Annotated in this window: 24 protein-coding genes; 15 read left to right on the forward strand and 9 right to left on the reverse strand. The window is 39.9% G+C overall.

What is annotated here, in order from left to right:
- The first annotated feature begins 6 nt into the window (after positions 1-6).
- The 5 genes from CVS81_RS05770 (at position 7) to CVS81_RS05790 (ending at position 5,287) form a co-directional block, all read left to right on the forward strand.
- Positions 7-669, forward strand: coding sequence for a response regulator transcription factor (locus CVS81_RS05770; RefSeq protein WP_107965374.1), 663 nt, complete (start codon positions 7-9; stop codon positions 667-669).
- A complete protein-coding gene (locus CVS81_RS05775) occupies positions 662-1,831 on the forward strand; it encodes a sensor histidine kinase (protein WP_107965375.1) in 1,170 nt (389 codons plus the stop codon). The genes CVS81_RS05770 and CVS81_RS05775 overlap by 8 nt, the downstream gene beginning before the upstream one ends.
- 126 nt (positions 1,832-1,957) lie before the next feature.
- Positions 1,958-3,433, forward strand: a complete 1,476-nt coding sequence (locus CVS81_RS05780; protein WP_107965376.1) for an aldehyde dehydrogenase family protein — start codon at positions 1,958-1,960, stop codon at positions 3,431-3,433.
- Positions 3,434-3,558: 125 nt separating this feature from the next.
- Positions 3,559-4,275 (forward strand): metallophosphoesterase, encoded by a 717-nt coding sequence (locus tag CVS81_RS05785; protein WP_107965377.1) that lies wholly within the window; start codon positions 3,559-3,561, stop codon positions 4,273-4,275.
- Positions 4,262-5,287 carry a hypothetical protein gene (locus CVS81_RS05790; protein WP_107965378.1) on the forward strand — a complete coding sequence of 342 codons (1,026 nt, stop codon included), beginning with the start codon at positions 4,262-4,264 and terminating at the stop codon, positions 5,285-5,287. Before CVS81_RS05785 ends, CVS81_RS05790 begins: the two co-directional genes overlap by 14 nt.
- Positions 5,288-5,361: 74 nt before the next feature.
- On the opposite strand, the gene CVS81_RS05795 is transcribed toward CVS81_RS05790, so the two are convergent.
- Both CVS81_RS05795 and CVS81_RS05800 read right to left on the reverse strand, forming a co-directional pair.
- A complete protein-coding gene (locus CVS81_RS05795; protein WP_002942744.1) occupies positions 5,362-6,183 on the reverse strand; it encodes a YihY family inner membrane protein in 822 nt (273 codons plus the stop codon).
- Between the two features lie 3 nt (positions 6,184-6,186).
- On the reverse strand, positions 6,187-6,909 hold the full coding sequence (locus tag CVS81_RS05800) for a plasminogen-binding N-terminal domain-containing protein (protein ID WP_002942758.1): 723 nt from the start codon (positions 6,907-6,909) through the stop codon (positions 6,187-6,189).
- A gap of 114 nt (positions 6,910-7,023) precedes the next feature.
- On the opposite strand from CVS81_RS05800, the gene CVS81_RS05805 reads away from it, so the two are divergent.
- From CVS81_RS05805 to CVS81_RS05835, 7 genes are all read left to right on the forward strand, one after another.
- Entirely contained in the window at positions 7,024-8,193 is a 1,170-nt protein-coding gene (locus CVS81_RS05805) for a peptidoglycan DD-metalloendopeptidase family protein (RefSeq protein WP_021088210.1), read from the forward strand.
- A 9-nt stretch (positions 8,194-8,202) separates the two neighbouring features.
- Complete coding sequence (mgtE, locus tag CVS81_RS05810) at positions 8,203-9,570, forward strand: magnesium transporter (RefSeq protein WP_107965379.1); 1,368 nt, start codon at positions 8,203-8,205, stop codon at positions 9,568-9,570.
- Positions 9,555-10,139, forward strand: coding sequence for an NUDIX domain-containing protein (locus CVS81_RS05815; protein ID WP_107965380.1), 585 nt, complete (start codon positions 9,555-9,557; stop codon positions 10,137-10,139). Before mgtE ends, CVS81_RS05815 begins: the two co-directional genes overlap by 16 nt.
- A 163-nt stretch (positions 10,140-10,302) precedes the next feature.
- The gene (locus CVS81_RS05820; RefSeq protein ID WP_258033693.1) at positions 10,303-12,420 is read left to right on the forward strand and encodes an RNA degradosome polyphosphate kinase; all 2,118 of its coding nucleotides are present in this window, start codon (positions 10,303-10,305) and stop codon (positions 12,418-12,420) included.
- Between the two features lie 257 nt (positions 12,421-12,677).
- Positions 12,678-13,310: a nucleoside recognition domain-containing protein gene (locus tag CVS81_RS05825; protein WP_107965381.1), complete on the forward strand. Its 633-nt coding sequence runs from the start codon at positions 12,678-12,680 to the stop codon at positions 13,308-13,310.
- Between the two features lie 3 nt (positions 13,311-13,313).
- The gene (locus tag CVS81_RS05830; RefSeq protein WP_002942766.1) at positions 13,314-13,769 is read left to right on the forward strand and encodes a YjiG family protein; all 456 of its coding nucleotides are present in this window, start codon (positions 13,314-13,316) and stop codon (positions 13,767-13,769) included.
- Positions 13,770-13,778: 9 nt separating this feature from the next.
- Positions 13,779-14,897 (forward strand): M20/M25/M40 family metallo-hydrolase, encoded by a 1,119-nt coding sequence (locus tag CVS81_RS05835; RefSeq protein WP_107965382.1) that lies wholly within the window; start codon positions 13,779-13,781, stop codon positions 14,895-14,897.
- A 59-nt stretch (positions 14,898-14,956) separates the two neighbouring features.
- Here the strand turns inward: CVS81_RS05835 and CVS81_RS10035 are convergent, their stop codons facing one another.
- The 6 genes from CVS81_RS10035 to CVS81_RS05865 form a co-directional block, all read right to left on the reverse strand.
- The gene (locus CVS81_RS10035; protein WP_234399528.1) at positions 14,957-15,142 is read right to left on the reverse strand and encodes a hypothetical protein; all 186 of its coding nucleotides are present in this window, start codon (positions 15,140-15,142) and stop codon (positions 14,957-14,959) included.
- On the reverse strand, positions 15,139-15,297 hold the full coding sequence (locus CVS81_RS10040) for a hypothetical protein (RefSeq protein WP_234399529.1): 159 nt from the start codon (positions 15,295-15,297) through the stop codon (positions 15,139-15,141). The genes CVS81_RS10035 and CVS81_RS10040 overlap by 4 nt, the downstream gene beginning before the upstream one ends.
- A gap of 309 nt (positions 15,298-15,606) precedes the next feature.
- Positions 15,607-16,410: a 3'-5' exonuclease gene (locus tag CVS81_RS05850; protein WP_103573830.1), complete on the reverse strand. Its 804-nt coding sequence runs from the start codon at positions 16,408-16,410 to the stop codon at positions 15,607-15,609.
- Positions 16,407-17,054: a ribulose-phosphate 3-epimerase gene (gene rpe / locus CVS81_RS05855; protein ID WP_009293926.1), complete on the reverse strand. Its 648-nt coding sequence runs from the start codon at positions 17,052-17,054 to the stop codon at positions 16,407-16,409. The genes CVS81_RS05850 and rpe overlap by 4 nt, the downstream gene beginning before the upstream one ends.
- Before the next feature lie 9 nt (positions 17,055-17,063).
- On the reverse strand, positions 17,064-18,437 hold the full coding sequence (locus CVS81_RS05860; protein ID WP_107965385.1) for a prephenate dehydrogenase: 1,374 nt from the start codon (positions 18,435-18,437) through the stop codon (positions 17,064-17,066).
- Positions 18,434-19,180 (reverse strand): hypothetical protein, encoded by a 747-nt coding sequence (locus CVS81_RS05865; protein ID WP_107965386.1) that lies wholly within the window; start codon positions 19,178-19,180, stop codon positions 18,434-18,436. Before CVS81_RS05865 ends, CVS81_RS05860 begins: the two co-directional genes overlap by 4 nt.
- 151 nt (positions 19,181-19,331) lie before the next feature.
- Between CVS81_RS05865 and rpmB the strand changes: the two genes are divergently transcribed.
- The 3 genes from rpmB to CVS81_RS05880 all read left to right on the forward strand — a co-directional run bounded on the left by rpmB (position 19,332) and on the right by CVS81_RS05880 (position 21,001).
- Positions 19,332-19,523, forward strand: a complete 192-nt coding sequence (gene rpmB, locus CVS81_RS05870) for a 50S ribosomal protein L28 (protein WP_002942221.1) — start codon at positions 19,332-19,334, stop codon at positions 19,521-19,523.
- Positions 19,524-19,545: 22 nt separating this feature from the next.
- Entirely contained in the window at positions 19,546-20,676 is a 1,131-nt protein-coding gene (locus CVS81_RS05875; protein WP_009293929.1) for a potassium channel family protein, read from the forward strand.
- Positions 20,677-20,794: 118 nt separating this feature from the next.
- Positions 20,795-21,001, forward strand: coding sequence for a DUF465 domain-containing protein (locus CVS81_RS05880; protein WP_002942218.1), 207 nt, complete (start codon positions 20,795-20,797; stop codon positions 20,999-21,001).
- Positions 21,002-21,106: 105 nt separating this feature from the next.
- Here CVS81_RS05880 and htpG read toward each other — a convergent pair whose 3' ends face one another.
- Positions 21,107-22,963 carry a molecular chaperone HtpG gene (htpG, locus tag CVS81_RS05885; RefSeq protein WP_107965387.1) on the reverse strand — a complete coding sequence of 619 codons (1,857 nt, stop codon included), beginning with the start codon at positions 22,961-22,963 and terminating at the stop codon, positions 21,107-21,109.
- Positions 22,964-23,103 lie beyond the last annotated feature (140 nt).

The raw sequence follows: 23,103 nt of genomic DNA on the forward strand, positions 1-23,103 counted from the left end.
CACTTGATGGTCAGAATTTTGCTTGTTGAAGATGATGAAACATTACTTGATCTAATAAGCGAGTATCTGGGCGAAAATGGTTACGATGTCACCACTACAAACAATGCCAAAGACGCACTAGATCTTGCATACGAGCGAAATTTTGACCTACTTATACTAGACGTCAAACTCCCGCAAGGCGACGGCTTCTCCCTACTTTCATCGCTACGTGAGCTTGGCGTCACAACACCTAGCATATTTACCACCTCGCTAAACACCATAGACGACCTTGAAAAAGGCTACAAAAGCGGCTGCGATGACTATCTAAAAAAGCCATTTGAGCTAAAAGAGCTACTTATCCGCATACAAGCGCTTCTAAAGAGAAATTTCTCGCACAACAACGACGAATTGGTCGTTATTTCAAACGAGCTTAGCTTTCATCCACAAAGTAAAATTCTAAGTAAAAATGGCGAAAAGATAAGTATCTCAAGCAAAGAGAGTGACCTGCTCGCCCTATTTTTGCAAAACAAAGGCAAAATTTTAACCAAAGATGAAATTTTTAATAAAATTTGGAAATTTGACGAGGAGCCAAGCGAGCTTAGCCTTCGTGTCTATATCAAAAATCTACGTCAAATTTTAGGCAAAGATGCCATTTTAAACAGGCGTGGAGATGGCTATATCTATGTCTGAAAAGACGCAAATTTTATTTAAAATTTTATCCCTCTATCTTGTTAGCTCCGTGCTCTTTCTGGGCTATTTTTTCATAAATGACTACAAAAATAAAAAAAATGCGCTCATCTTAAACGAGGTCAAAATGCTAAAAGAGATAAAGATGGGCATTTACATGAAAGCAAGGACAAATGGTCTTAGTTCGGTTTCAAGCCTAACAAAAGAAAAAGGGGTAAAAGCCTGCATCATCTCAAAAAATGGAGCGAAAATTTATCAGGACTTTGCCTGCGAAAATATAGATAAAGAAAAAAATATAAATTTGATAAACGGAAAGGTCACGATCTTTGAAAACATCCAAAGTATGGATAACGACATAACAGATGAGCTATCTAGCGCTGAGATATTTTTGGTAGGCAAGGACATCAAAAAAGAGATCTTATCACTTGTAATTTCAAGCGTTGTGGATGCTATATTTTTCCTTTTTATACTACTTTTCATCGCCTTTTACTTAGCAAAACTAAGCCTAAAGCCACTTTATGAAAAGATAGATACGCTAAATCACTTCATAAAAGACTCAACTCATGAGATAAACACGCCCCTAAGCGTTATCTCGATGAGTATAGAAACGGCCGATCTTGAAAACCTAAATGAGCGAAATTTAAAGCGTTTTAACAACATCAGCCTTGCTGCAAAGAGCCTAGGTAGCATCTATGACGCGCTCGTTCATCTAAGCTTTAACCTCGATAAACCAAGCAAAAAAGAGCTAATCGATCTAAATTTACTAACCACGCAAAGACTTAGCTACTTCTCGCCATTTTTTGCCAAACGCGGACTTAAGATAGAGGCTAGTTTAAAGCCAAGCTTCATAAACGCAGACCTTGAGGATGTGAGTAAAATTTTAGACAACCTCTTAAGTAACGCCTCAAAATACGCAGCGCCAAATTCAAAGGTTAGCATCGTTTTAGAGCCAAATTTCTTTAGCATAAGTAACTCTGGACGTGGCATCAGCAAAGAGGATCAGATGAAAATTTTTGATCGCTACACGAGATTTAACGACGATCAAGGCGGCTTTGGCATAGGACTAAATTTAGTCAAAGAGTGCTGCAAGAAAAATGGCATCACCGTAAAATGCCAAAGCGAACTTGATGGCGAGACTACGTTTTTGCTATCTTGGCAGAGTTAAATTTAAAATCACCCTACTTTAAATAATAAAATTTATTAAAAAAGAGAATTTATGTCCAAAATTTATTTTTGATAAATTTTATTAATATTATAATCCTTTTACAAAATCTTAATCAAGGAGAAAAGTATGAAACTACTTGAAAAATACGGGCTTTTCATAAATGGTGAGTGGCGTGACGCAAAAGACGGCGCTACACTTGATGCCAAAAATCCAGCAAACGGCGAGCACCTTGCAAAGATCGCTGACGCTACTGAAGAAGATGTAAATGACGCAGTTCGTGCTGCACGTGAGGCTTTTAATAAATTTAAACACACCACAGTTAGCGAGCGCGCAAAGCTGCTAAACAAGATCGCTGATATCATCGACGAGCACAAAGAGCACATCGCAAAAGTTGAAAGTATGGACAACGGCAAGCCAATCCGTGAGACGCTAAATGTCGATATCCCTTTTGCAGCAGAGCATTTTAGGTACTTTGCTGGCGTTATCATGGGCGAAGAAGGCAGCGCAAACGTGCTTGACGAGAAGCAACTCTCTATCGTTTTACGCGAGCCAATAGGCGTCGTGGGTCAGATCGTGCCTTGGAATTTTCCATTTCTAATGGCAGCTTGGAAGCTAGCTCCAGTGATCGCAGCAGGCGACGCGAGCGTATTTAAGCCTTCAAGCGAGACAAGCCTAAGCGTGCTTGAGCTATTTAGACTGATAGATAAAATTTTGCCAAAAGGTTTGATAAATATAGTAACGGGCAAAGGCAGCAAGAGCGGCGAGTGGATCAAAAACCACCCAGGCCTTGACAAGCTAGCATTTACTGGCTCAACCGAGATCGGCCGCGATATCGCCATAGCTGCGGCTCGCCGTATCATCCCAGCTACACTTGAGCTTGGTGGCAAGAGCGCAAATATCTTTTTTAGCGACGCAAATTTAGACAAGGCGCTTGATGGCCTTCAGCTTGGAATTTTGTTTAACCAAGGTCAAGTTTGCTGCGCGGGATCGAGAATTTTCGTAGAAGAGAGCTTTTATGACAAATTTATAGAGGCTGCGGTTAAGAAATTTAGTACTATAAAAGTTGGCGATCCACTTGATCCTAAGACTCAAATGGGCTCTCAGATCAATAAAAAACAAGCTGAGCAAATCTTAAACTACGTCGAGATCGGCAAAAAAGAAGGCGCAAAAGTAGCAGTCGGTGGCAAAGCCTACACCGCAAATGGTTGCGACAAGGGCGCATTTGTCGAGCCAACGCTGCTAGTTGATGTGACAAACGATATGAGAGTGGCTCAGGAGGAAATCTTTGGACCAGTTGGCGTTGTCATCAAATTTAAAGATGAAGCCGAGCTTATCAAAATGGTAAATGACAGCGAATACGGCCTTGGTGGCGGAATTTTCACACAAGACATCACAAAAGCGCTTCGCGTTGCAAGGTCTATGGAGACTGGCAGGGTTTGGATCAACACTTACAACCAAATTCCAGCAGGAAGCCCATTTGGTGGCTATAAAAACTCAGGTATCGGCCGTGAGACACACAAGATCATCCTTGAGCACTACACTCAGATGAAAAACATCATGATTGACCTTACTGGCAAGGTTAGCGGCTTTTACGCACAATGATTTTAGGGGGTTTTGCCCCCTACTGCTTTAAATTTCATAAATAATTTTTCTTTCTAAATTTATCAGCAAATAACAATCTTTATTTTTAAGTTTAATAGACTAAAATTTGGCGCAAAGGAGAAAATTTGAGCGAGCAAATTTACATTATCGGCGACGTTCACGGCTGTTTTAACACGCTTTTAGAGCTTATCAAGCAGTTTCCAAACAAAGAAAGATCTCAAATTTGCTTTGTTGGCGACGTGATAGATCGGGGGCTTTTTAGCTGCGACGTGGTCGAGCTTATCATGCAAAATGACTATAAAATGGTAATGGGAAATCACGAGCGAAGGCTACTTAGCAATAAATTTGAATTTCTAAACAACAAAGTTCCATTTGACAGGAGCTGGTTCTTTGGAAACGGCGGCGAAGAGACATATAGATCTTATCTTGGACAAAGCGTAGAGTTTAAGCAAAGGCATGTGGATTTTTTAGAAAGCAGGCCAGTTTATCTGGAATTTAAAGATTATAAAACCCAAAATGGCGAGCATCTAGTCGTCTCTCACTCAGCCGTTGGCAATATGTGGGAGCTAAGAAACGACAAATATGCTAGCGAAGAGTTTAAAAGGCACCTACTCTCAGGCAGAGGTGACGAGATGCAAGTTAGTGGTATCTTTAACATCTATGGTCACACGCCAGTAAGAGAGGTAAAATTTTATAAAAATAGCGCAGATATCGACACAGGCTGCGTTTTTAACGAAGTTGGTTATGACAAACTAAGTGCGTTAGAATTTCCATCGATGAAAATTTATACGCAAAGAAATGTTGAAAATTTTAACAAAAAGGATAAAAATGTGGTTTTCTAAAAAGAGTTCTAGCTTTGCTAGCAGGGTTGATAAATTTTGGTGCGAGCTTGGTAAAAATTTAGACGTTATCAAGCGTAATTTAGAGGATAAAAATTACGAAACTGCAAGCAAAATGACCGAAGAGGCGCTAAATTTATGTTTAGTAGATCCAACTTTTATGATAGGCCTTGTTGATAATAAGATCGATCTAGTGCTAACACCAGAAGGGATGAAATATAGGCTTTTTTGGCTTAAATTTATCAAATCACGCATGCCAAAAGAGTATGAGGCAAAGCTTACTTGCACGCTTGGTAAACCACGTGCACCGCGCGAAGTAGCCACTATACAGATGTATGGCGTGAGTGTTGATGCAAACGAGGTCATGGTCTATGCAAATTTTGAAGAAAAAAGCGTGGATATGTGCCTATACAATGAAACTTTAAGCAAGCTTAAAAGCGAAGATGAAAATAAAGCCTACACACTAGCTTTTATACTTTGCGACAATGTTGTTGGCGAGACAGCGATGATAAACACACTTGGCGACTTTGAGATCGTAGATGAGCCAAGAGAAAAAGGCGTCGCGCTTACCGACTTTGCCGATCTTATAGATGATAAATTTGGCAAAGAGGCCTCGAGCGAACCGCTAAAGCAGTTTAGCTTTTATGAGCCTGAACCCCGCTCAGACGCACTAAGAGATGATGTATTTATGGGATATACGAGCCTAACCTCGCTACTAAATGAATACTATGACGGCAAAAGTGATATCTATAATGAAGCTTACGAGCTTGGTATAAATTTCTGCTTTTTAGTATTGTATCACGGCGGCGATGTGCAATTTGGTGTTGATAGCAAAAACAAGATAGAAGATGAGCTTGAAGGGAGCACTTTTTGCGAGAGTATGGGCGCAGCGACTGGCACTAAGCACTCTTATGTTGATCTTATCTGCTTTGATAAAGACGAGCTTGAAAAGGCTGTTAGCAAATTTAGCAAAGAGCTTGATATCAAGATAGAAATTTGCGAATTTAAACGCTAAATACATAAAATTTAACATAAAATATTACATATTCTGCTAGCTGGTAAATTTAAAATTGCCAGCTGGCAATAAATTTATCCTTTAAATTTAGAGCTATTTGAGAGATAGGCGCAAAATTTAAGCCCATATAAAAAGATGATCCACGAGATATATATCCATACAAAGAAGAAAAGCACAGCTGAAAACGAGCCATATACGCTTAGATAGGTCTTGTTGTAAAGGACGTAATAGACAAAGGCTGACTTGCCAAGATACCAAACGAGCGAGGCAGCAAATGAGCTAAAAAACGCGCTTTTAAATTTTATCTCGTCATTTACTGAGATGAGATATGTGACACAAAATATCACCCAGATGATGAGATATGGCACGATACTTAAGAAATTTATCCAGCTTGTAAATTTAGTCGAGTTTAGCATCTCTTGCACAAGGCTTGAGAGGTAAAAACTGCCAGCAAGTCCGAGTGGTGCAAGCGTGATGAGCGTCCAGTACGAGCTAAGTGCCGACCAAAAGCCCCTAGCCTTGCTAGCTCTTGTCACTTTTAAAACTACGTATTCATAATCGCTAAAAAACATAGCTGAAGTAAATATCATCGCCACAAAGCCAACTATGCCTAAATTTCCGCTATTTTGGAGGAAATTTTGCAAGTAGTTTGAGATGATCTCTTGGTTACTTGGCAAAAGAGCTGAGAAGACAAAGTCTTGAATTTTGGCGTAATAATCCTCAAAGCTAGGAAGTTTTGTAAAGATAGAAAACGATATAAGAAGTATCGGTATGATCGATAAGATCGTGTGAAAACTAAGGCTTGCTGCGTAGTGAAAGAGCTCTTTGTCCTTAAGAGCAGCTAGCAAATTTAAACCACTCTTTAAATCGCTCTTGCTTAAGGACAAACGGCTCATTTATCAGTTGTCTTCTTCAAAAAGTTTTTCGTAGTGAGCGTCGTAGTTGTTGATGTGCTCGCTATTTAGCTTCCAAAACACAGTGTCTATGTCGCTAACTCTTGTATAAAATGGTAGTTGGTAATACTCAACCTCGCCAGTTTTAAACTCTTTTAGCACCTTAAAGCTTTGGCAATCAGCAAAAACGCTTCTGCCATCCATCGCGACAAAGATAAGGCCAGCTGCACTTTGAGCGCACATCTTTCTAAAGTCATCTCTGCTTGGATTTGGCTTGTATTCGTAGCTTAAGTATGCTCCGACAAGGTCTGGATGGATAAATATCATATTAGGAAATGCGCCCAAAACCTCTTCATAAATTTCTTTATTTGGCACGACGATTAGCGAGCGATTATAAAGGTAGTTTAGCACGACTATATCGCCACTTGCAGGTGCGATGCCAGGGAGTGGGAGAGCCTTTTGCTCAAGCAGGTCAAACACCTCAAATCTAACCTTCGCAAAGCCGGCATTTTTTGAAACAACGCTCACTCTTGCGATGATAGAGCTATCAGTGTCAAATTTATGAAGCACAACGCCGCTTGATCCGATCAAAATTTCAGGACTATCAACTATCGTTGCTGTGCCGTCACTCTCGACGCTAATAAGAGGAGTTCTATACTCATTTAAAGAAAAATCAGCCCCAAAAGCAAAGCCAAAAAACAGCGATAAAATCACGATTATACGTTTCAAAAATATCTCCTAAGTTTAAATTTTTAGAGCGATTATAGCCTAAAATGCTTTATCTTTTGCAAAATTAAAGCAAGTTTTAGTTAAAATCCCCTCCAGCTTTTTAAAAGGATATCGATGCCTCGTATATTTGTGATTTTTGCAATATTATGTATAAATTTATATGCTATAAAACCAACTGTCGATGAGCTTAGTTGGCCAAATGGCAGCAGCTTTTTAAATTTCCTTGAAACAAATAAAATCCCACTTTCACTTTACTACAACCTAGCAAGCGAAGATCAAGAGCTAACAGAAGAGATCATCGCTGGCACAAAATATCAAATTTACAAAGACGATAACGGTGAGGTTAAACAAGCTCTCATCCCCGTTAGTGACGAGCTTCAGATACATATTTATAGAGATGACAAGGGCAAATTTCAGCTTGAGTTTATCCCGATCTTATACCAAAGCGAAGATAAAGTTTTAGCCCTAAAAGTAGATAAATCAGTCTCTGAAGATATCTTTGACTACACTGGTTCTGGCACGCTAGCGCTTGGTTTTAAAGAGGTTTTTAGCGGCAGTGGGATTGATTTTAAAAAGATAAACAAAGGCGATACGATCGCTATCGTTTATAACCAAAAACTACGCATGGGGCGCTCTTTTGGCACACCTGAAATTTACGCAGCGATGATAGAGACTAAAAACAAACGCTACGTGATGTATAAATTTGAAGATAAATTTTATGATAAAAACGGCAAGAAAAATGACAAATTTTTGCTCGTTCGCCCTCTTGCAAACGCTAGGATTACATCAAATTTCACCCTAAAAAGATGGCATCCGATCCTTCAAAGATATAGAGCACACCTTGGAGTTGATTACGGTGCTCCAAAAGGCACACCGATCAAGGCCGCAGGCGATGGCACGGTCAAATTTGTCGGACAAAAGAGTGGCTACGGCAGAACCGTCATCATCTCTCACGCTGGCGGCTACGAGACGCTTTACGCGCACCTAAATGGCTTTGCAAAGGGCATAAGAAGCGGTCTTAGAGTAAAACAAGGCACGTTAATAGCATACGTTGGCACAAGTGGCATGAGTACTGGCCCTCACCTACACTTTGGCCTCTATCTGGGCGGCAAGCCGATCAATCCAGAAAGCGCCATCAAGGTCGTAAAAAATATAGAAGATAAAAAAGAGTCGGCTAAATTTAAAGCAGTCATAAATAGAAATGATGAGCTGATAAGACAAGCTCTAAGCAACGACAAAGAGTATCACAAGGTGGAATTTTTCCCTAACGTAATAGATTTTTAAAGGTAAAACTTGAGCCAAGAACTAGAAGAAGCAAAAGAGCTGATAGATCAGCACTTAGATGAAAATTTAGAAGACGGTGAGCTCTCTGCTTACGAGCTAGCCCAGCATCTTAAAACACTTAAAAAGCACGATGAAGAGCTTTTTGCCAAGTACCTTGAAAAGCTAGATCCTGAAATTTTGGGTGATGTGGCGATAGAACTACCTGATCACATGCTAAAAGACGTGATCGACACGCTCCCAGCTGAAAAGATCGTAGAAGCGCTTGAAGAGCTAGAGAGTGACGATGCGACAGACCTACTTCAATACATCGAGGATATCGATGAGGACAAGGCTAGAGAGCTTTTTAACGAGCTAGATAAAGAAAATCAAAATGAAATTTTAAGACTTAGAAGCTATGACGAAGATAGAGCTGGTGCGCACATGCAAACAGAGCTATTTTCAGCTCATCTTGAAGAGAAGCTTGGCAGCGCAGTCGCAAGACTAAGACAAGAGAAGCAAGAAGGCAAACTAGAAAACGTCTCACAGCTTTTCATCATCGATAAAAATAGCGTCTTGCAATACGCCATCCCGCTTGAAGATCTCATCCTTTTTGACTTTACAAAGACGCTAAAACAAAATATCGAATCAACCCAGATCGACCACTACAAGCCTCACATGGCAAACGATATGGATCTCATGCAAGATGTCGCTGATATGTTTCAAGAGTACGATCTAAACGTTATCGCAGTTACAAGTAGCACTGGCATACTGCTTGGTCGTATCACGTATGATGATATCCACGACTACATCCAAGAGAGCGCAACAGAGCAAATTTATAACCTAGCTGGCGTTGATGACGAGTCAGAAGAGGACGATACGCTATTTAAAGCTGGTCGTGGCCGTGCGGTTTGGCTTGGTGTAAATTTACTAACAGCACTTTTTAGCTCATCTATCATCGGACTTTTTGACGAGACGATCGCAGCTTACGTCGCACTTGCCGTGCTTATGCCAATAGTTGCTTCAATGGGTGGCAACACTGGCACGCAAGCACTTGCTGTTACGGTTCGTCGTTTGGCACTTGGCGAGATAGAATTTAAAGATGCAAAGAGCGTTTTAAAGCGTGAGGTGACTATCTCACTCGTAAATGGCTTCATCTTTGGCGCTATCATGGGCGTCATAGCCGCTGTTTGGTTTGACAAAGGCATGCTTGGCGTGGTTATTAGCCTTAGTATGGTTACAAATTTATTCTTTGCTGGCTTTTTTGGCACGATCATACCTTTGACACTAAGGCGCTTTAACATCGATCCTGCCGTTGGCTCGGCGGTCATTCTTACTACATTTACCGATGCGATAGGATTTTTTAGCTTTTTAGGACTTGCAAAATGGATACTACTATAACAAATTTAGAAATTTTACCTCTTGGTGAGTCAAAATACCTAAAGCCATTTAAGATGAAATTTAAACAAAATGGCTTGCAAAGAGACTGGGACTGCGTCAAAGTGATGAATAGCGTCAGTATATTTTTATATCACGAGCAAAAAGATGCATTTTTGTTTGTCAAGCAGTTTCGCCCAGCTGTTTGGTACTCGCAAGAAAAAGAAGGCATCAAAACAAGTGAGCAAGGCTTTACTTATGAGCTTTGCGCAGGACTTATGGATAAGGGACTAAGCGAAGAGCAGACTGCTAGAGAAGAGGCAATCGAAGAGGTCGGATACGAGCTAAAAGAGATGGAGCGCATAACGATGACGTATGGCGCTTTTGGCTTTGGTGGCAATATGCAAACGATGTTTTACGCAAAGATCGATGAGAACATGAGGGTAAATGCAGGCGGCGGCGTCGATGGCGAGGATATCGAGCTAGTTTTTATAAAACGAGAAGATATGATGAAATTTGCCTTTGACGAGAGCAAGGTCAAGGGCTTTGGGCTCATCTTTGCCTACTTGTGGTGGGAGAAATTTAAAGGCTAAAAAGAGACCTTTTTGATAAGCGCAAAGACAACAACCGCCACAACAAAAATGCCAACTAAAATAATATAATCCGACATAAGAAACCTTTACGTTTAAAATTTGCACTATTGTAACTAAATTTTTAACAAAATAAGAACTTTATAACCGCACATATCATAAAATAATCAAAAATTATAAGGAGAAAATGATGAGCGAAAACGAAACTCTTTTTATCAACCGCGAATTAAGCTGGCTACGCTTCAACTCAAGGGTGCTCGCTCAGTGTGAAAAGGATATACCTTTACTTGAAAAGCTAAAATTTTTAGCGATCTATATGACAAATTTAGATGAGTTTTACATGATCAGAGTGGCTGGTCTAAAGCAGCTTTTTGCAGCTGGAGTGACGACAAGTAGCAGCGATGGCATGAGCCCGCTCGATCAGCTAAGAGAGATCAGAAAGTATCTGCAAGATGAGCAAAATTTGGTCGAAGCTCACTACAAAAGCACCGTTGATGCGCTTAGTAAAGAGGGTCTTTTTATCAAAAACTATGACGAGCTTGACGATAGTTTAAAGCAAAAATGCGACGAATATTTTTTCTCAAACATCCTGCCAGTCATCGTGCCTATCGCTGTTGATGCGACACATCCATTTCCGCACCTAAACAACCTTAGCTTCTCACTCGCCGTTAAACTTGCTGATATCGAGCATCCTGAAATTTTAAAATACGGCATGATAAGAATTTCAAGGGTATTGCCAAGATTTACCCAGCCAAGTAGCAACGTTTTTGTGCCGATTGAAACGATCGTGCACCGCCACGCAGAAGAAATTTTCCCAGGGTATAAGCTCATTAGCTCGGCTGCCTTTAGAGTGACAAGAAACGCTGATATCGTCATCGAAGAAGAAGAGGCGGATGATTTTATGATGATACTTGAGCAAGGGCTAAAGCTTCGTAGAAAAGGGGCTTTTGTGCGTATGCAGATAGATAAAGACGCAGACGCTGATATCTTAGAGTTTTTAAATTTTCACATGAAAATTTTTCACAAAGATATCTACTTTTCAAGCATCCCGCTCACGCTTAGCTCTCTTTGGGAGATAGCTGGGAGCAAGAACTTCAGCCACCTAGCAAACCCGCCCTACGCCCCAAAAACACTGCCTCCATTTGGCAACGGCATCTCAGTTTTTGACGCCATAGATAAAGAGGACGTGCTGCTAGTTCATCCATTTGAGAGCTTTGATCCAGTCGTTAGCTTCATAAGAGAGGCTAGCAAAGATCCAAAGGTGATCTCGATACGCATGACACTTTACAGGGTCGATAAAAACTCACCGATCATCCAAAGCCTAATAGATGCCGCAAGCGACGGCAAGCAAGTAACTGTGATGGTCGAGCTAAAAGCGAGGTTTGATGAAGAAAATAACTTGCACTGGGCAAAGGCGCTTGAAGATGCTGGCGCACACGTGATATATGGCATCACAGGATTTAAAGTGCATGCAAAAGTTAGCCAAGTGATCCGCCAGATCGGCGATAAACTCAAATTTTACATGCACTTTGGCACTGGCAACTACAACGGCAGCTCAGCAAAAATTTACACTGACGTGAGCCTATTTACGAGCAAAGAGGAATTTAGCCAAGATACGACCTCGTTTTTTCACATCCTATCAGGATATAACAAAAACCGCCGTCTAAATGCCCTTAGCATGTCGCCCTTTCAGATAAAAGAGCGCATCATCGAAAAGATAAGAGTGGAGGCCAGCAAAGGTAGCGAGGGCAGGATCATCGCCAAGATGAACGCATTAATAGACGAAGACGTGATAAACGAGCTTAGCCGCGCCTCAAATGCAGGCGTAAAAATCGACTTAATCGTCCGAGGTGTGTGCGGACTAAGGCCAGGTGTAAAAGGCAAAAGCGAAAACATCAGAGTTCGCTCGATCATCGGCAAATACTTGGAGCATGCTAGAATTTTATATTTCAAACACGCTAATCCAAAAATTTACATCTCAAGCGCTGACTGGATGCCACGAAATTTAGAGCGCCGCTTGGAGCTCATGACGCCTATCTTTGAGCCAAGACTGCAAGAGAGACTGCTTGAAATTTTAGAGCTTCAGCTAAGCGATAACGACCTAGCATTTGAGCTACAAAATAACGGCGAATACACAAAAGTAGCTAGACGCGAGGGCGAAAAAGTGATCTCTTGCCACGAAGTTTTAGAAAACTACATCTCTAAAATTTACAAATCCGTCAAGAAAGACACCGACAAAGCAAAAGCAGATATGCTGGCAAGCAAGCTTTTAAAAGAGAGCTAAAAGATAAATGGCTTTTAAATTTAAGTTTAGAAGCCATTTTTACCTTAAATCCTAAATCTTAAATCCAAATTTCTAAATTTTTATATACTTTAAATTTACATTGCAAGCCTCTAAAATGCTAACTTTTATCGCATAATAATTTTTATATATAAATTACTCATAAAATTTCATAATTAATTATCAAATTTTATATTTTAAATATTACATAAGCATAGGCGTTATAATATTTAAACAAATTCCAAATCAAAGGAAGCTTTATGAAAGAGAGTAGTGATACTAAAAAACTCGTCATCGGTACGATCACACTTGTAATTGCGATCGTTTTCTTTGGAGGTTTTTTACAAAACACCTATGGTGGCATCTTTGACTTTAGCAAACTTGCTGGTCAATTTCCAGAATGGTTTAAAACAGGAAGTGGCACTAGCGCAAAAGGCGGCTTTTTATTTGCCCTTAGCCTCGCCCCTGCCGTTATGCTCGCACTTGGTTTTGTCGCTATTTTTGAGAAATACCATGCACTTTACGCAGCTTCAAGACTGCTAACGCCTGTTTTAAAGCCACTTATTGGCATACCAGGATGTTGCTCTATCTCTTTGATAGCAAGCACACAAAGCACTGACGCAGGTAGTTCAACTGCTAAATTTTTGCGTCAAGATGGCCTCATCTCGCACAAAGAGCTTCTCATCTTTGCAGCGTTTCAGTTTAGCGCTGGTGCGATGATCACAAATTTCTTATCTTCATTTGCACCTGTTCTACTTGTGACTGACAAAGCTGGCAATACAGCCCCTGCTACCATAGCCATGGTGCTTGGCATAGTCTTTGTCTTTAAAATTTTGGGAGCAAATTTGATGAGACTTTATGTTAAAAAATTTGTCAAAGATGATGAGGAGTAAGAGATGACTGAAAATAAACTAATAACCGACGTATTTGTAGAGGGCGCTAGAAAAGGCTGGGACATCGCCGTAAAAAACACCATCCCAAACGTGCTTATGGCCTTTGTCATCATCCACATCCTAAAAGTATCTGGTGCGCTTAGCGTGATAGGCAAATTTCTAGGATTTATCATGCTCCCACTTGGTCTTCCAGGTGAGTCCATAGCCGTTTTCATGGCTGCATTTTTGAGCTGGGGCGGCTCAGCAGGCGTGCTAGTCGCACTTGTGGGAGATGGTACGCTAAATGCAAACGATATCGCTGTCTTGCTTCCTGGCATGGCGCTAGTTGGCTCGACTGTACAGTACATGGGACGAGTTTTAGGCGTGCTTGAAGTACCAGGCAGACACTATCTCGTACTTTTTGGAATTTGCATCCTAAATGCCTATTTGGCGATGTTTGTGATGAGCTTGCTCGTATAAGGATCAAAGATGAAAGATAGTGAAATAGACAAATATTTGGCCGATCTAAAGGAGATAACCGACATCGAAAGCCCAACTTCAAGCATCGACGGCGTAAATGAAGTTGCAGCTTGGTTTAAAAAAAGAGCCGAAATTTTAGGCTTAAAAAGCAGGAGCATAGAGCTTGGCACCGACAAGGTCGCTCCTTGCCTTTTTATCTCAAACGACCTTGAGGCAAAAAGCTACGACTTTTTATTTATCGGTCACATGGACACCGTTTTTCCTGTGGGCACAAAGGCTGATGTGCCATTTAGCAAGATAGATAAGCGCATAAACGCACTTGGTGCAATCGACGATAAGGGTGGCAGCTTGCTCTCGCTCTACGTCATCAAAGAGCTTGATCTTAGTAAGCTAAAGATCGGCCTCTTTTTAAACTCACACGAAGAGATCGGCTCAAATTTCGCTAAAGACGCCATAAGAGAGCTAGCCAAAAAGTCTCGCTATGCCCTAGTTGTCGAGCCTGCAAGAGAGGATGGCTCGATGGTGGCTACTAGAAAAGGCGTGATCTCTTATGTGTTAAATTTCCGTGGCGTTAGCGCGCACGCTGGTAACCACCCAGAGCGCGGTCGTTCGGCTGTAGTGGAGGCTGCAAATTTCATCGTTGAGCTCTCAAAACTCACTGATTTTGAGGCGGGTCATACATTTAATAGCATAATGACAAAAGGTGGCGACGCCCAAAACGTCGTGCCAGACTTTGCCAGTGTGACATTTGAGATGAGATATCGCCACGCTAGTTCTGTGGAGTTTTTACATAAGAAAATGGACGAAATTTTATCTCATCCGATAGTGCCAGAAGTGAGCTGTGAGCGCATCCTCATAAACGAAGAAGGGCCGATGATAGACGAGGTAAATTTACCAAATATCAAAAAAGTCTTTGACGAGGCTGCGAAGGCCACTGACACAAAGGTCACTTGGGTCGATGCTGGCGGACTAAGCGATGGCAACATCAGCGCATCAGCTGGTTGCCCTACGATAGACGGCCTTGGTCCAACTGGTGGCAACATGCACACGAAAAACGAATATCTAGAGATAAACTCGGTCGTTAAAAAGTGTAACCTCATAGTTGAAGCGATCAAAAAACTTTCGTAGTATTGGCAAGCTATATGCTTGCCTAATTTTTAAATTTATAACATTACAGCAGCCAAACCCTACCCAAATATCTCAAATTTATGAAAAAGCTCTGGCTCATCTTTTACAACGCCACCCCTAATAAGCTTAGCCACCACTTCGCGCTCACAGTCTGTTTGCATAGGCCAGCCACGCTTATAGCCCTCAAGCTCACTCTTACTAGTCGCATCCACGCAGAAATTTTCACCCTCGATATTATTTGTCACGCGCCAAATTTCACCGCGTAAATAGGCGTTTTACTCTGCTTTTTAAACTGCCTAAGCTCCTTAACATTTGGCGCAACGCTTTGAAATTTAGCCAAAAGTTTATCATCACTTAAAAGGCTAAATTTAACTCCGAATTTAGCTAGCAATTTTAGCAAAAGTAAAATTTCACATTGGCACAAGCTCTAAATTTAACTACAAAAGCAAAAACCGCCTAGAAAACTGCGTCATCAGTAGCGACGGCTTAGCTATTTTATACATACGAAACTGGCATTCACGAGAAATTTATCACAATGGCAACGTTGTTTTAGGGCTTTTGCAAAGATCGGCGCTTGCAGGGCGATTGAACGCGCCGTTTGAAAGCATGATGACCACAAACTACACAAGGACATAAAGTCTAGTTTAAAAGCCCTCAACTAAATCAAATTTCTAAATTCCCAGCCAAGTGACTTAAATTTAAACCAGCCCTACTCCAAAGCTTTTAAAACTGGCTCTGGTTTTAGCTTCACGCTTGGAGCATTTTTGCTAAAACTTATGAGATCCTCTGTCGTTTGTATGCTAAATGGCAGACGAGTTAAGCAGACTTTGAAAATTTCAGCCGCTGCTATCGCGTCATTTAGGGCTCTGTGATGGGTGTTGTTTATGCCAAGGAGTTCTTTTAGCGAGCCAAGGCCGTATTTTTGCGAGGCGATGGTGCGGCGGCTAAGATCGATGGTGCAGAGTTTTCTGTTTAGCAGTATGCCAAGGCCGATCTCATTTAGACTATGCGAGATAAATCCGTAGTCAAAATTTACGTTGTGCGCGATAAAAACGCTAGTTCCAAGAAAAATTTTAAACCGCTCCAGCACGTTTAGTAAATTTGGCGCACCAACTAGATCGCTCGCTCTTATGCCGGTTAGCTCTGTGATATTTTCAGGCACCACACTAGCTGCCACAAAGCTTTCAAAGCGCCCTATTTCGGTGCCATTTTTCATTTTTATAGCGCCTATTTCTATGATCTGGCCATTTGTCGTGCCGCCAGTCGTTTCGATATCCACGACGCAAAATTCCTGCTCGCTAATATCTCTAAATCTCGTGCCAAGCTCGATCTCGTTGCTTTCATTTCTAGTGATGTCAAGCCCGAGAGTTCGCCACATATCAAGGTCACGCACGTCAATGAGCGATGAAATTTCCTCGATATCACTAAATTTCAAGATAAACTCGTGATAGCCTAAATTTTGCCTGGCTAAAATTTCAATGCTATTTTCTAAACGCTGTTTTTTTGGTTTCAAAACTCAAGCTTTATGGCGCGAATGGCTTGTTCGTAAGAATTTGATGAAAAGATATAGCTGCCAGCCACCAAGACATCAGCCCCAGCCTCTTCAAGATCAGGCGCATTTAGTCCGTTTACGCCGCCATCTACTTCGATGAGACACTTGGCGTTTTTGCGCTCTATTAGCTCTCTTAGCGCCCTTGTTTTCTCAAGCACGACTGGCATAAATTTCTGACCACCAAAGCCAGGATTTACACTCATTAATAGCACCATATCGACTTCATCGATGATATGCTCGATCGCGCTAACTGGCGTGTGCGGATTTAGCACGATGCCAGGACTTACGCCGTTTTTTCTGATGTGATCAATGAGCCTCATTGGATGCTTCTCTTCTTCTATGTGAAAGGTTAGAAATTTTGGTTTTAGCGGCAAGAAAAGGTCAGCAAAAAAAGAGTTATTTTCAACCATTAAATGAATATCAAGTGGCTTTGTAGCAGCCTTTGCAACGGCACTTACCACGACTGGTCCGATGGTTAAATTTGGCACAAAATGCCCATCCATAACATCAACATGCACCAGATCGCACCCAGCCTCGCAAATGGCTCTTATCTCAGCTGCTAAATTTCCGAAATCAGCCGACAAAATACTAGGTGCAACGTACATTTTAAATCCTTATTTACTTATAAAAATCACGCCAGTTTGGCTCTCTTTTGCATTTAATGTGGCAAAAATTCCACTGCTTGCCCTGTCAAAAAACATCTCATTTTCGAAAAATTTAAAGTTGCTAAGTTTTACCTTTAAATTTCTCTCGATGAAAATATCTAAAATTTTGCTTGCAATGATACTAAAAATTTGAGAAAATCCGCTTAAACAGCCACACTCCAGATCGCCATTATCTGAAAAAATAGAGCAAATTTTACCAAGCTTGTCCTTTTTAACACCAAGCAAAATTCTCATCTGTACGTCGCCATAAAAGAGCACGCAAGCCCGCAAATAGTCGTTTTCGCCCTCTACATTAAAGTTGCTGATCTTTGCATCAAGGCATAAAATTTCACTCTCTATCAAAGGTGAGAGCACGTCTGTGACGCTTGAGATCACAAGCGGCAGAAACTCAACCAAGTTTTTATTCATCTTTGTAGGCTCTATGTCGATAAGGCGCTTTTTAAAATAGAGCGTCGAGTCATCTTTGAAAAAGTCATCCATCTTTTTATATAAAAGTATCTTTGCTGCTTTTAAATTTGACGCAAGTGTCTCTGAGATATTGCCCTCATTTAAGCCACAAATTGCCAATATAGCGCCACTTTTTTGGCTCAGCTCAGATAGCTTTATCAAAAAACTAGCACCTATGGTATTTAAAGCGCCAACCGAATCAGACCAAAAAACAAAGAATTTAAAGCCTATCTTTTGCAATCTTTCGTGAAATTTATAGTCAAATTTCTGCACAAAAGAGCTATCTATAAGCCCTGCTGCCTTATAAATGACAACGTCGCCTCTTACAAAGGTGCTAAACTCTTTTTTGCCTAAAACGATGTGATTTAAGGTGCTGATGGTGTATTTGTAGGCTTGTTTGGCAGCGTTAAATTCTTCTACACTTTTTACAAATTTACACTTGTAACACTTTTGCTCCAAAAGCGAGTTGATGTAGTCTTTATACTGCTCATTTTTGTTATAAATCACGATGGCTTCGCTGCTATCTGCTAGCGTATCATTTAAAAATAGCGTCGCAACTTTTTCATTTTCAAAGAGTGAAAATCTCAAAATATTTTTTGAAGTCTTTGCGACAAGCTCGTAAAAAGTATCGTCATAGTCGCAGACTGCAAACTCAGCGCCTATCTGCTTAGCGATGCTTGAGAGGTGCTCGCATGTGCTATTTAGCCAAAGTGGGCTAAAAAATGTGACATTTTTTAATGAAAGCAAAATGGCACTTATCTGCCTTGCGCAAATTTGCTCTATATCGGCCTTTTTGATACTTGAAGGGGTGATATTAACCTCTAAAAATCCAAATGGCCTAACAATGGCCAAAGAGCCCTCAAAAGTTACTTTCATTTTCTAAGAGCCTTTTTTAAATTTATAACCATATCAGCCGAAGCATGGACGCTAACATCAGTGATCCTATCTATGCCAAAGTCAAAAAATTTAGCAGTGCTTGCCTCATAAGAGAGCAAAATTTTAAAGTATTTTAAAACCAAAACTTCTTCTCTATTGAGCCTGTCGCTATCCCATCCCGCAAGCTTTAAAAGTACTCCAAATAGCGAGATATCAAACCTTCGCTGCAAGATCCTATCAAAGCTCATATCAGAAAAGCCAACGATATGTTTAAGCGAGTGTGGATACTTCAAAAAGATCAGCTCGCAAAATATAAGCAAAATTAGCGCGTAGGCAGCTAGAAACAAATTTTTTTGATTTTTTAGCCCAAGATAGTTTAAAAGTTTGCTCCAGTCAGATAGAAATTTGGCATTAAACTCCATCATCGAGTGTAAATTTACACCAAAATTTTTATATCTTTTTGGAGATTTGATAAAAACAAAATAAGAGCAAATTATCATTTTTAGGTTGTCTATGCCTAGCGGATAAGCCATAGCGTAGATATCTCTAGTGTAGTTTTGAACGCCAAAATCGCCTAAATTTACTATCGTAGCAAAGTACGCTTTAAAAGTCTCACTACCCCTAAAAAGCTCCATAGCAGCAGTGATGTCGCCCTCATCCAAGTGCTTTTGGCACTCATAAAAAGCATCGGGCATTTTATAGATAAAATTTGAAATTTCATCTATTTGATTTTTAGTTAGCATTTTTGTTTTACCGATTTTTTATTTTGGGGCTATTTTAGCCTTAATTAAATAAAAAATCAACAAAACTTATAAATATAAATATTCATTTTAAGCAATACTTTGGTTTTGTTTAGATAAAATCAGCAGAAATTTTTGTTTATAAGGAAAAAAAATGTCAAAAAGATGTGCGATAACTGGCAAAGGACCAATGGTAGGCAACAACGTGAGCCACGCCAACAATAAAACTAAAAGAAGATTTTTACCAAATCTTAGAACTATCCGTGTTACTCTAGAAGATGGCACAACAAGAAGAATAAAAGTTGCTGCTTCTACTCTAAGAACTATGAAAAAGCAGTCAAACTAAGAGATAAAATGAAGAGGAATTTATGTCTTTTCTCTCAAGACTTTTAAAATTCCTCAACTGGTCAAACTCCGCAAAACCAGAAATAAGCCTAGATACTGAGCTTTACGAACAACTAAAACCTTTTAGATTTCCACTAATTTCAGTCGTACTACTGTTACTTTTTGGAACACTGGGTTATATCTTTATAGATAACTTCTCTCTCATAGATGCCTTTTACCAAGCAGGTATGACCTTCACGACGGTCGGTTTTACCGAAGTTGCGCCCATAACTCCAAAGGGGCGAATTTTTACTATAACATTTATCCTTGTTGGCTTCATCATTTTTACGCTATCAATCGGTATCGTTGTAGAAGTTCTAAAAAGAGGCACATTAATTAGCATTTTAAAGGAAAGGCGTATGCTTTACAAGATCGCAAGACTAAAAAATCACTTCGTTATTTGTTATCACAACCTCTACACGATCGAGCTTAGCGCTCAGTTTCGTGAAAATCACATACCATTTGTGGTGGTTGATGACAGAGAAGATATCGCAGAATTAGCTCAAATTTACAAGTATCCATACTTCATAAAAGCTCAGCCTCACACTCAAATCGCCTTTTTAAAAACGCATCTATCAAGTGCAAAAGGACTAATCACTCTTAGCCCAAATATCGCTGATAATATCGCACTTATCGCATCTGTTAGACTTTATGAAAAAGAGATAGGCCGCAAAAAACCTTACCACATCATCACAAACTCCGATAGCGAAGATGACACTCAAAGGCTAAAAAAACTTGGTGCTGATAACGTCGTAAGCCCATCTCGCCTAGTCGCACAGCGTCTAAGTGCCATGAGCGTAAGACCTGATATGGAAAATTTGCTCGAGCAATTTTTATACACAAAAAGCTCGCCTATCGACATAGAAGAAATTCTTGTGCCTGACTACTCTTGGATAAGGTTTAAAAGGCTAAAAGAGACGCACCTAAGAAATATCACAAATGCTGACGTGGTAGGCATTAGAGATATAAATAACAAATTTATCCCGATGCCAAATGGTGACACTCTAATTGGCACAGGCACAAAGCTTTTAGTCATCGGTACAGTTGATGGCATACGTCTAACCAAACGCCTAGTAAAGAGCAAACACAAGCCAGAAGAGCTAAAATACGTTTAGTTTTTTGCATTTTGTGATAAATTTGGCTTAAATACTAAGCTTTTATAGATCTAAATTTAGATAGCCAAACATTTACAAAGCCTTGTTAGAATTTATAAATTTTTTACAGGAGCTACGTATGTTACACGAATACACTGATCTCATAAATGAGTTGAAAAAAGTAGATGTTCATTTTGCCGCACTTTGCAAAAAGCATGACGAGCTAAATGAAAAGATAGATAGCAAAGCAGCGCAAGCCTCTGAGCTTGATGCCTTGAAAAAAGAAAAATTAAAACTAAAAGATGAAATTTACGCTCAAATTTTAAAATATAAAGAGCAAAAATAAGCAAAAGTCAATCTAACAATGGAGCCAAATTTCGCTTAGCTCGTATTTTAGGCTTTTACTAGACTACAAATTTAAAAAGCCCAAATTTCTTTGGGCTTACAAATTTTATATAGCTTTTATCATCACTTTTGTTAGAAGTTCTGAAAATTTAGCTGGATTTTCTAGGCTCATGCCCTCATTTAGCCTTGCCATATCAAGAAGCAAAGGCGCTATGTCATAAATCATCGCCTCATTTTTCTCAAGTTTTGCAAAAATTTCATGATCAGCATTGATCTCCAAGATCGGCTTAACTTTTGGAGCATTTGCGCCTTGTCCCATCTGTTTTAACATCTCTTGCATAGCGTAATCAGGATCGTTTTTATCATATATTAGCACCGCAGCTGAGCTTGAGAGTCTTGAGCTTAGCCTAACGTCTTTAACTTCGTCTTTTAAGATCTCTTTCATCTTAACAAGCGTGTTTGCAACCTTGCTCTCATCGACCTTTTCATCGTTTTTGATCTCATCGTTGATATCGGCGTGTGAGACTGATTTTAGAGGTGTTTTGTCAAATTCATTGACCATTGGCATGACGATCGTGTCGATCTCTTCGTCCATTATTAACACTTCGATGTCGTTTTTCTTAAAGCTTTCAAGAAGTGGCGAATTTCTTAGCATATTTTCGTTGTTGCCGCTGATGTAGTAGATCGACTTTTGATCCTCTTTCATCGCCTCTTTGTACTCTTTTAGGCTGATAAGCCCATCTCTTTTTGAACTTTTAAATAGGCAAAGATCCAAAATTTGCTCTTTTTCAGCATTAAAGCCGTAAAGTCCCTCTTTTAAAACCTTGCCAAATAGTTTGTAAAATTTTATGTATTTTTCATGGTCGTTATCTTTTACTTTTGCAAGCTCGCTTAAAATTTTCTTCACACTTTGCTCTTTAACGGTTCGCATGATCGCATTTTCTTGTAAAATTTCGCGGCTAACGTTTAGCGGCAGATCCTCAACATCGATCACACCTTTGATAAATCTAAGATACGGCGGCAAAAGCTCTTTTGCATCGTCAGTTATAAAAACCCTCTTCACATAGAGCTTCACACCACTTTGATAATCAACCCTAAAGAGGTCAAACGGCTCAGTGCTTGGCACATAAAATAGTGTCGAGTACTCGATCTTGCCCTCGGCCTTTGTGTGGATATAAAGTAGCGGATCGCTGCTGTCATGTGAAATTTGTTTATAAAAGTCGTTGTAGTCTTGCTCTTTTAGGCTGGCTTTATTTAGCCTCCAAAGCGCATTTGCCTTGTTTATCTGCTCGTTTTTGCTCTCGTATGTGCCCTCTTTTTTGCCTTCTTTTGGTGCGACATAGCTCTCTTTATCCATAAATATAGGATAAGGGATGTGGTTTGAATATTTTTTGACTATCTCTTCGATACGCCAAGAATTTGCAAATTCATCGTCATTTAAATGTAAGATAATATCCGTACCAAAGCCATCTTTTTTAGCATCTTCGATCTCGTAGCTTTTTGCATCAGATGTCCATTTATAGGCCTTCTCGCTTAGTGCTCGTTTGCTTATGACTTCGATCTTGTTTGCCACCATAAATGCTGAGTAAAAGCCCACGCCAAACTGGCCAATCAACGAGCTATCTTTTTTGGCATCGCCGCTTAAGCTTTGCATAAAACCCTTTGTGCCACTTCTTGCTATCGTGCCTAAATTTGCGATGAGCTCGTCTTTATCCATGCCTATACCGTTGTCGCTGATGATTAAAGTCTTAGCTTTTTCATCTACTTTGATGTCGATCCTTGGAGTGTAGCTTAAGCTTTTATACTTTTCATCAGTCAAGCATAGGTAGTTTAGCTTGTCAAGTGCGTCATTTGAGTTTGATATTAGCTCTCTTAAAAATATCTCTTTGTTTGAGTAAAGAGAGTGGATCATCAAATTTAAAAGGTCATTGACCTCGGTTTGAAATTCAAATTTATCTGCCATTTTCTTTTCCTTGTTTTAAATTTTTGGCAGATTATAGCACAAAGTGATAAAAATATACTTAACCTTGATAGCACTACTATCAAGTTTTTTAATAATTTTTTATGCATATATGGTAATTTATAAATAAAATAAAAATGTGT

Origin of the sequence: Campylobacter concisus (genome assembly GCF_003049065.1) — a bacterium.
GTDB lineage: Bacteria > Campylobacterota > Campylobacteria > Campylobacterales > Campylobacteraceae > Campylobacter_A > Campylobacter_A concisus_BE.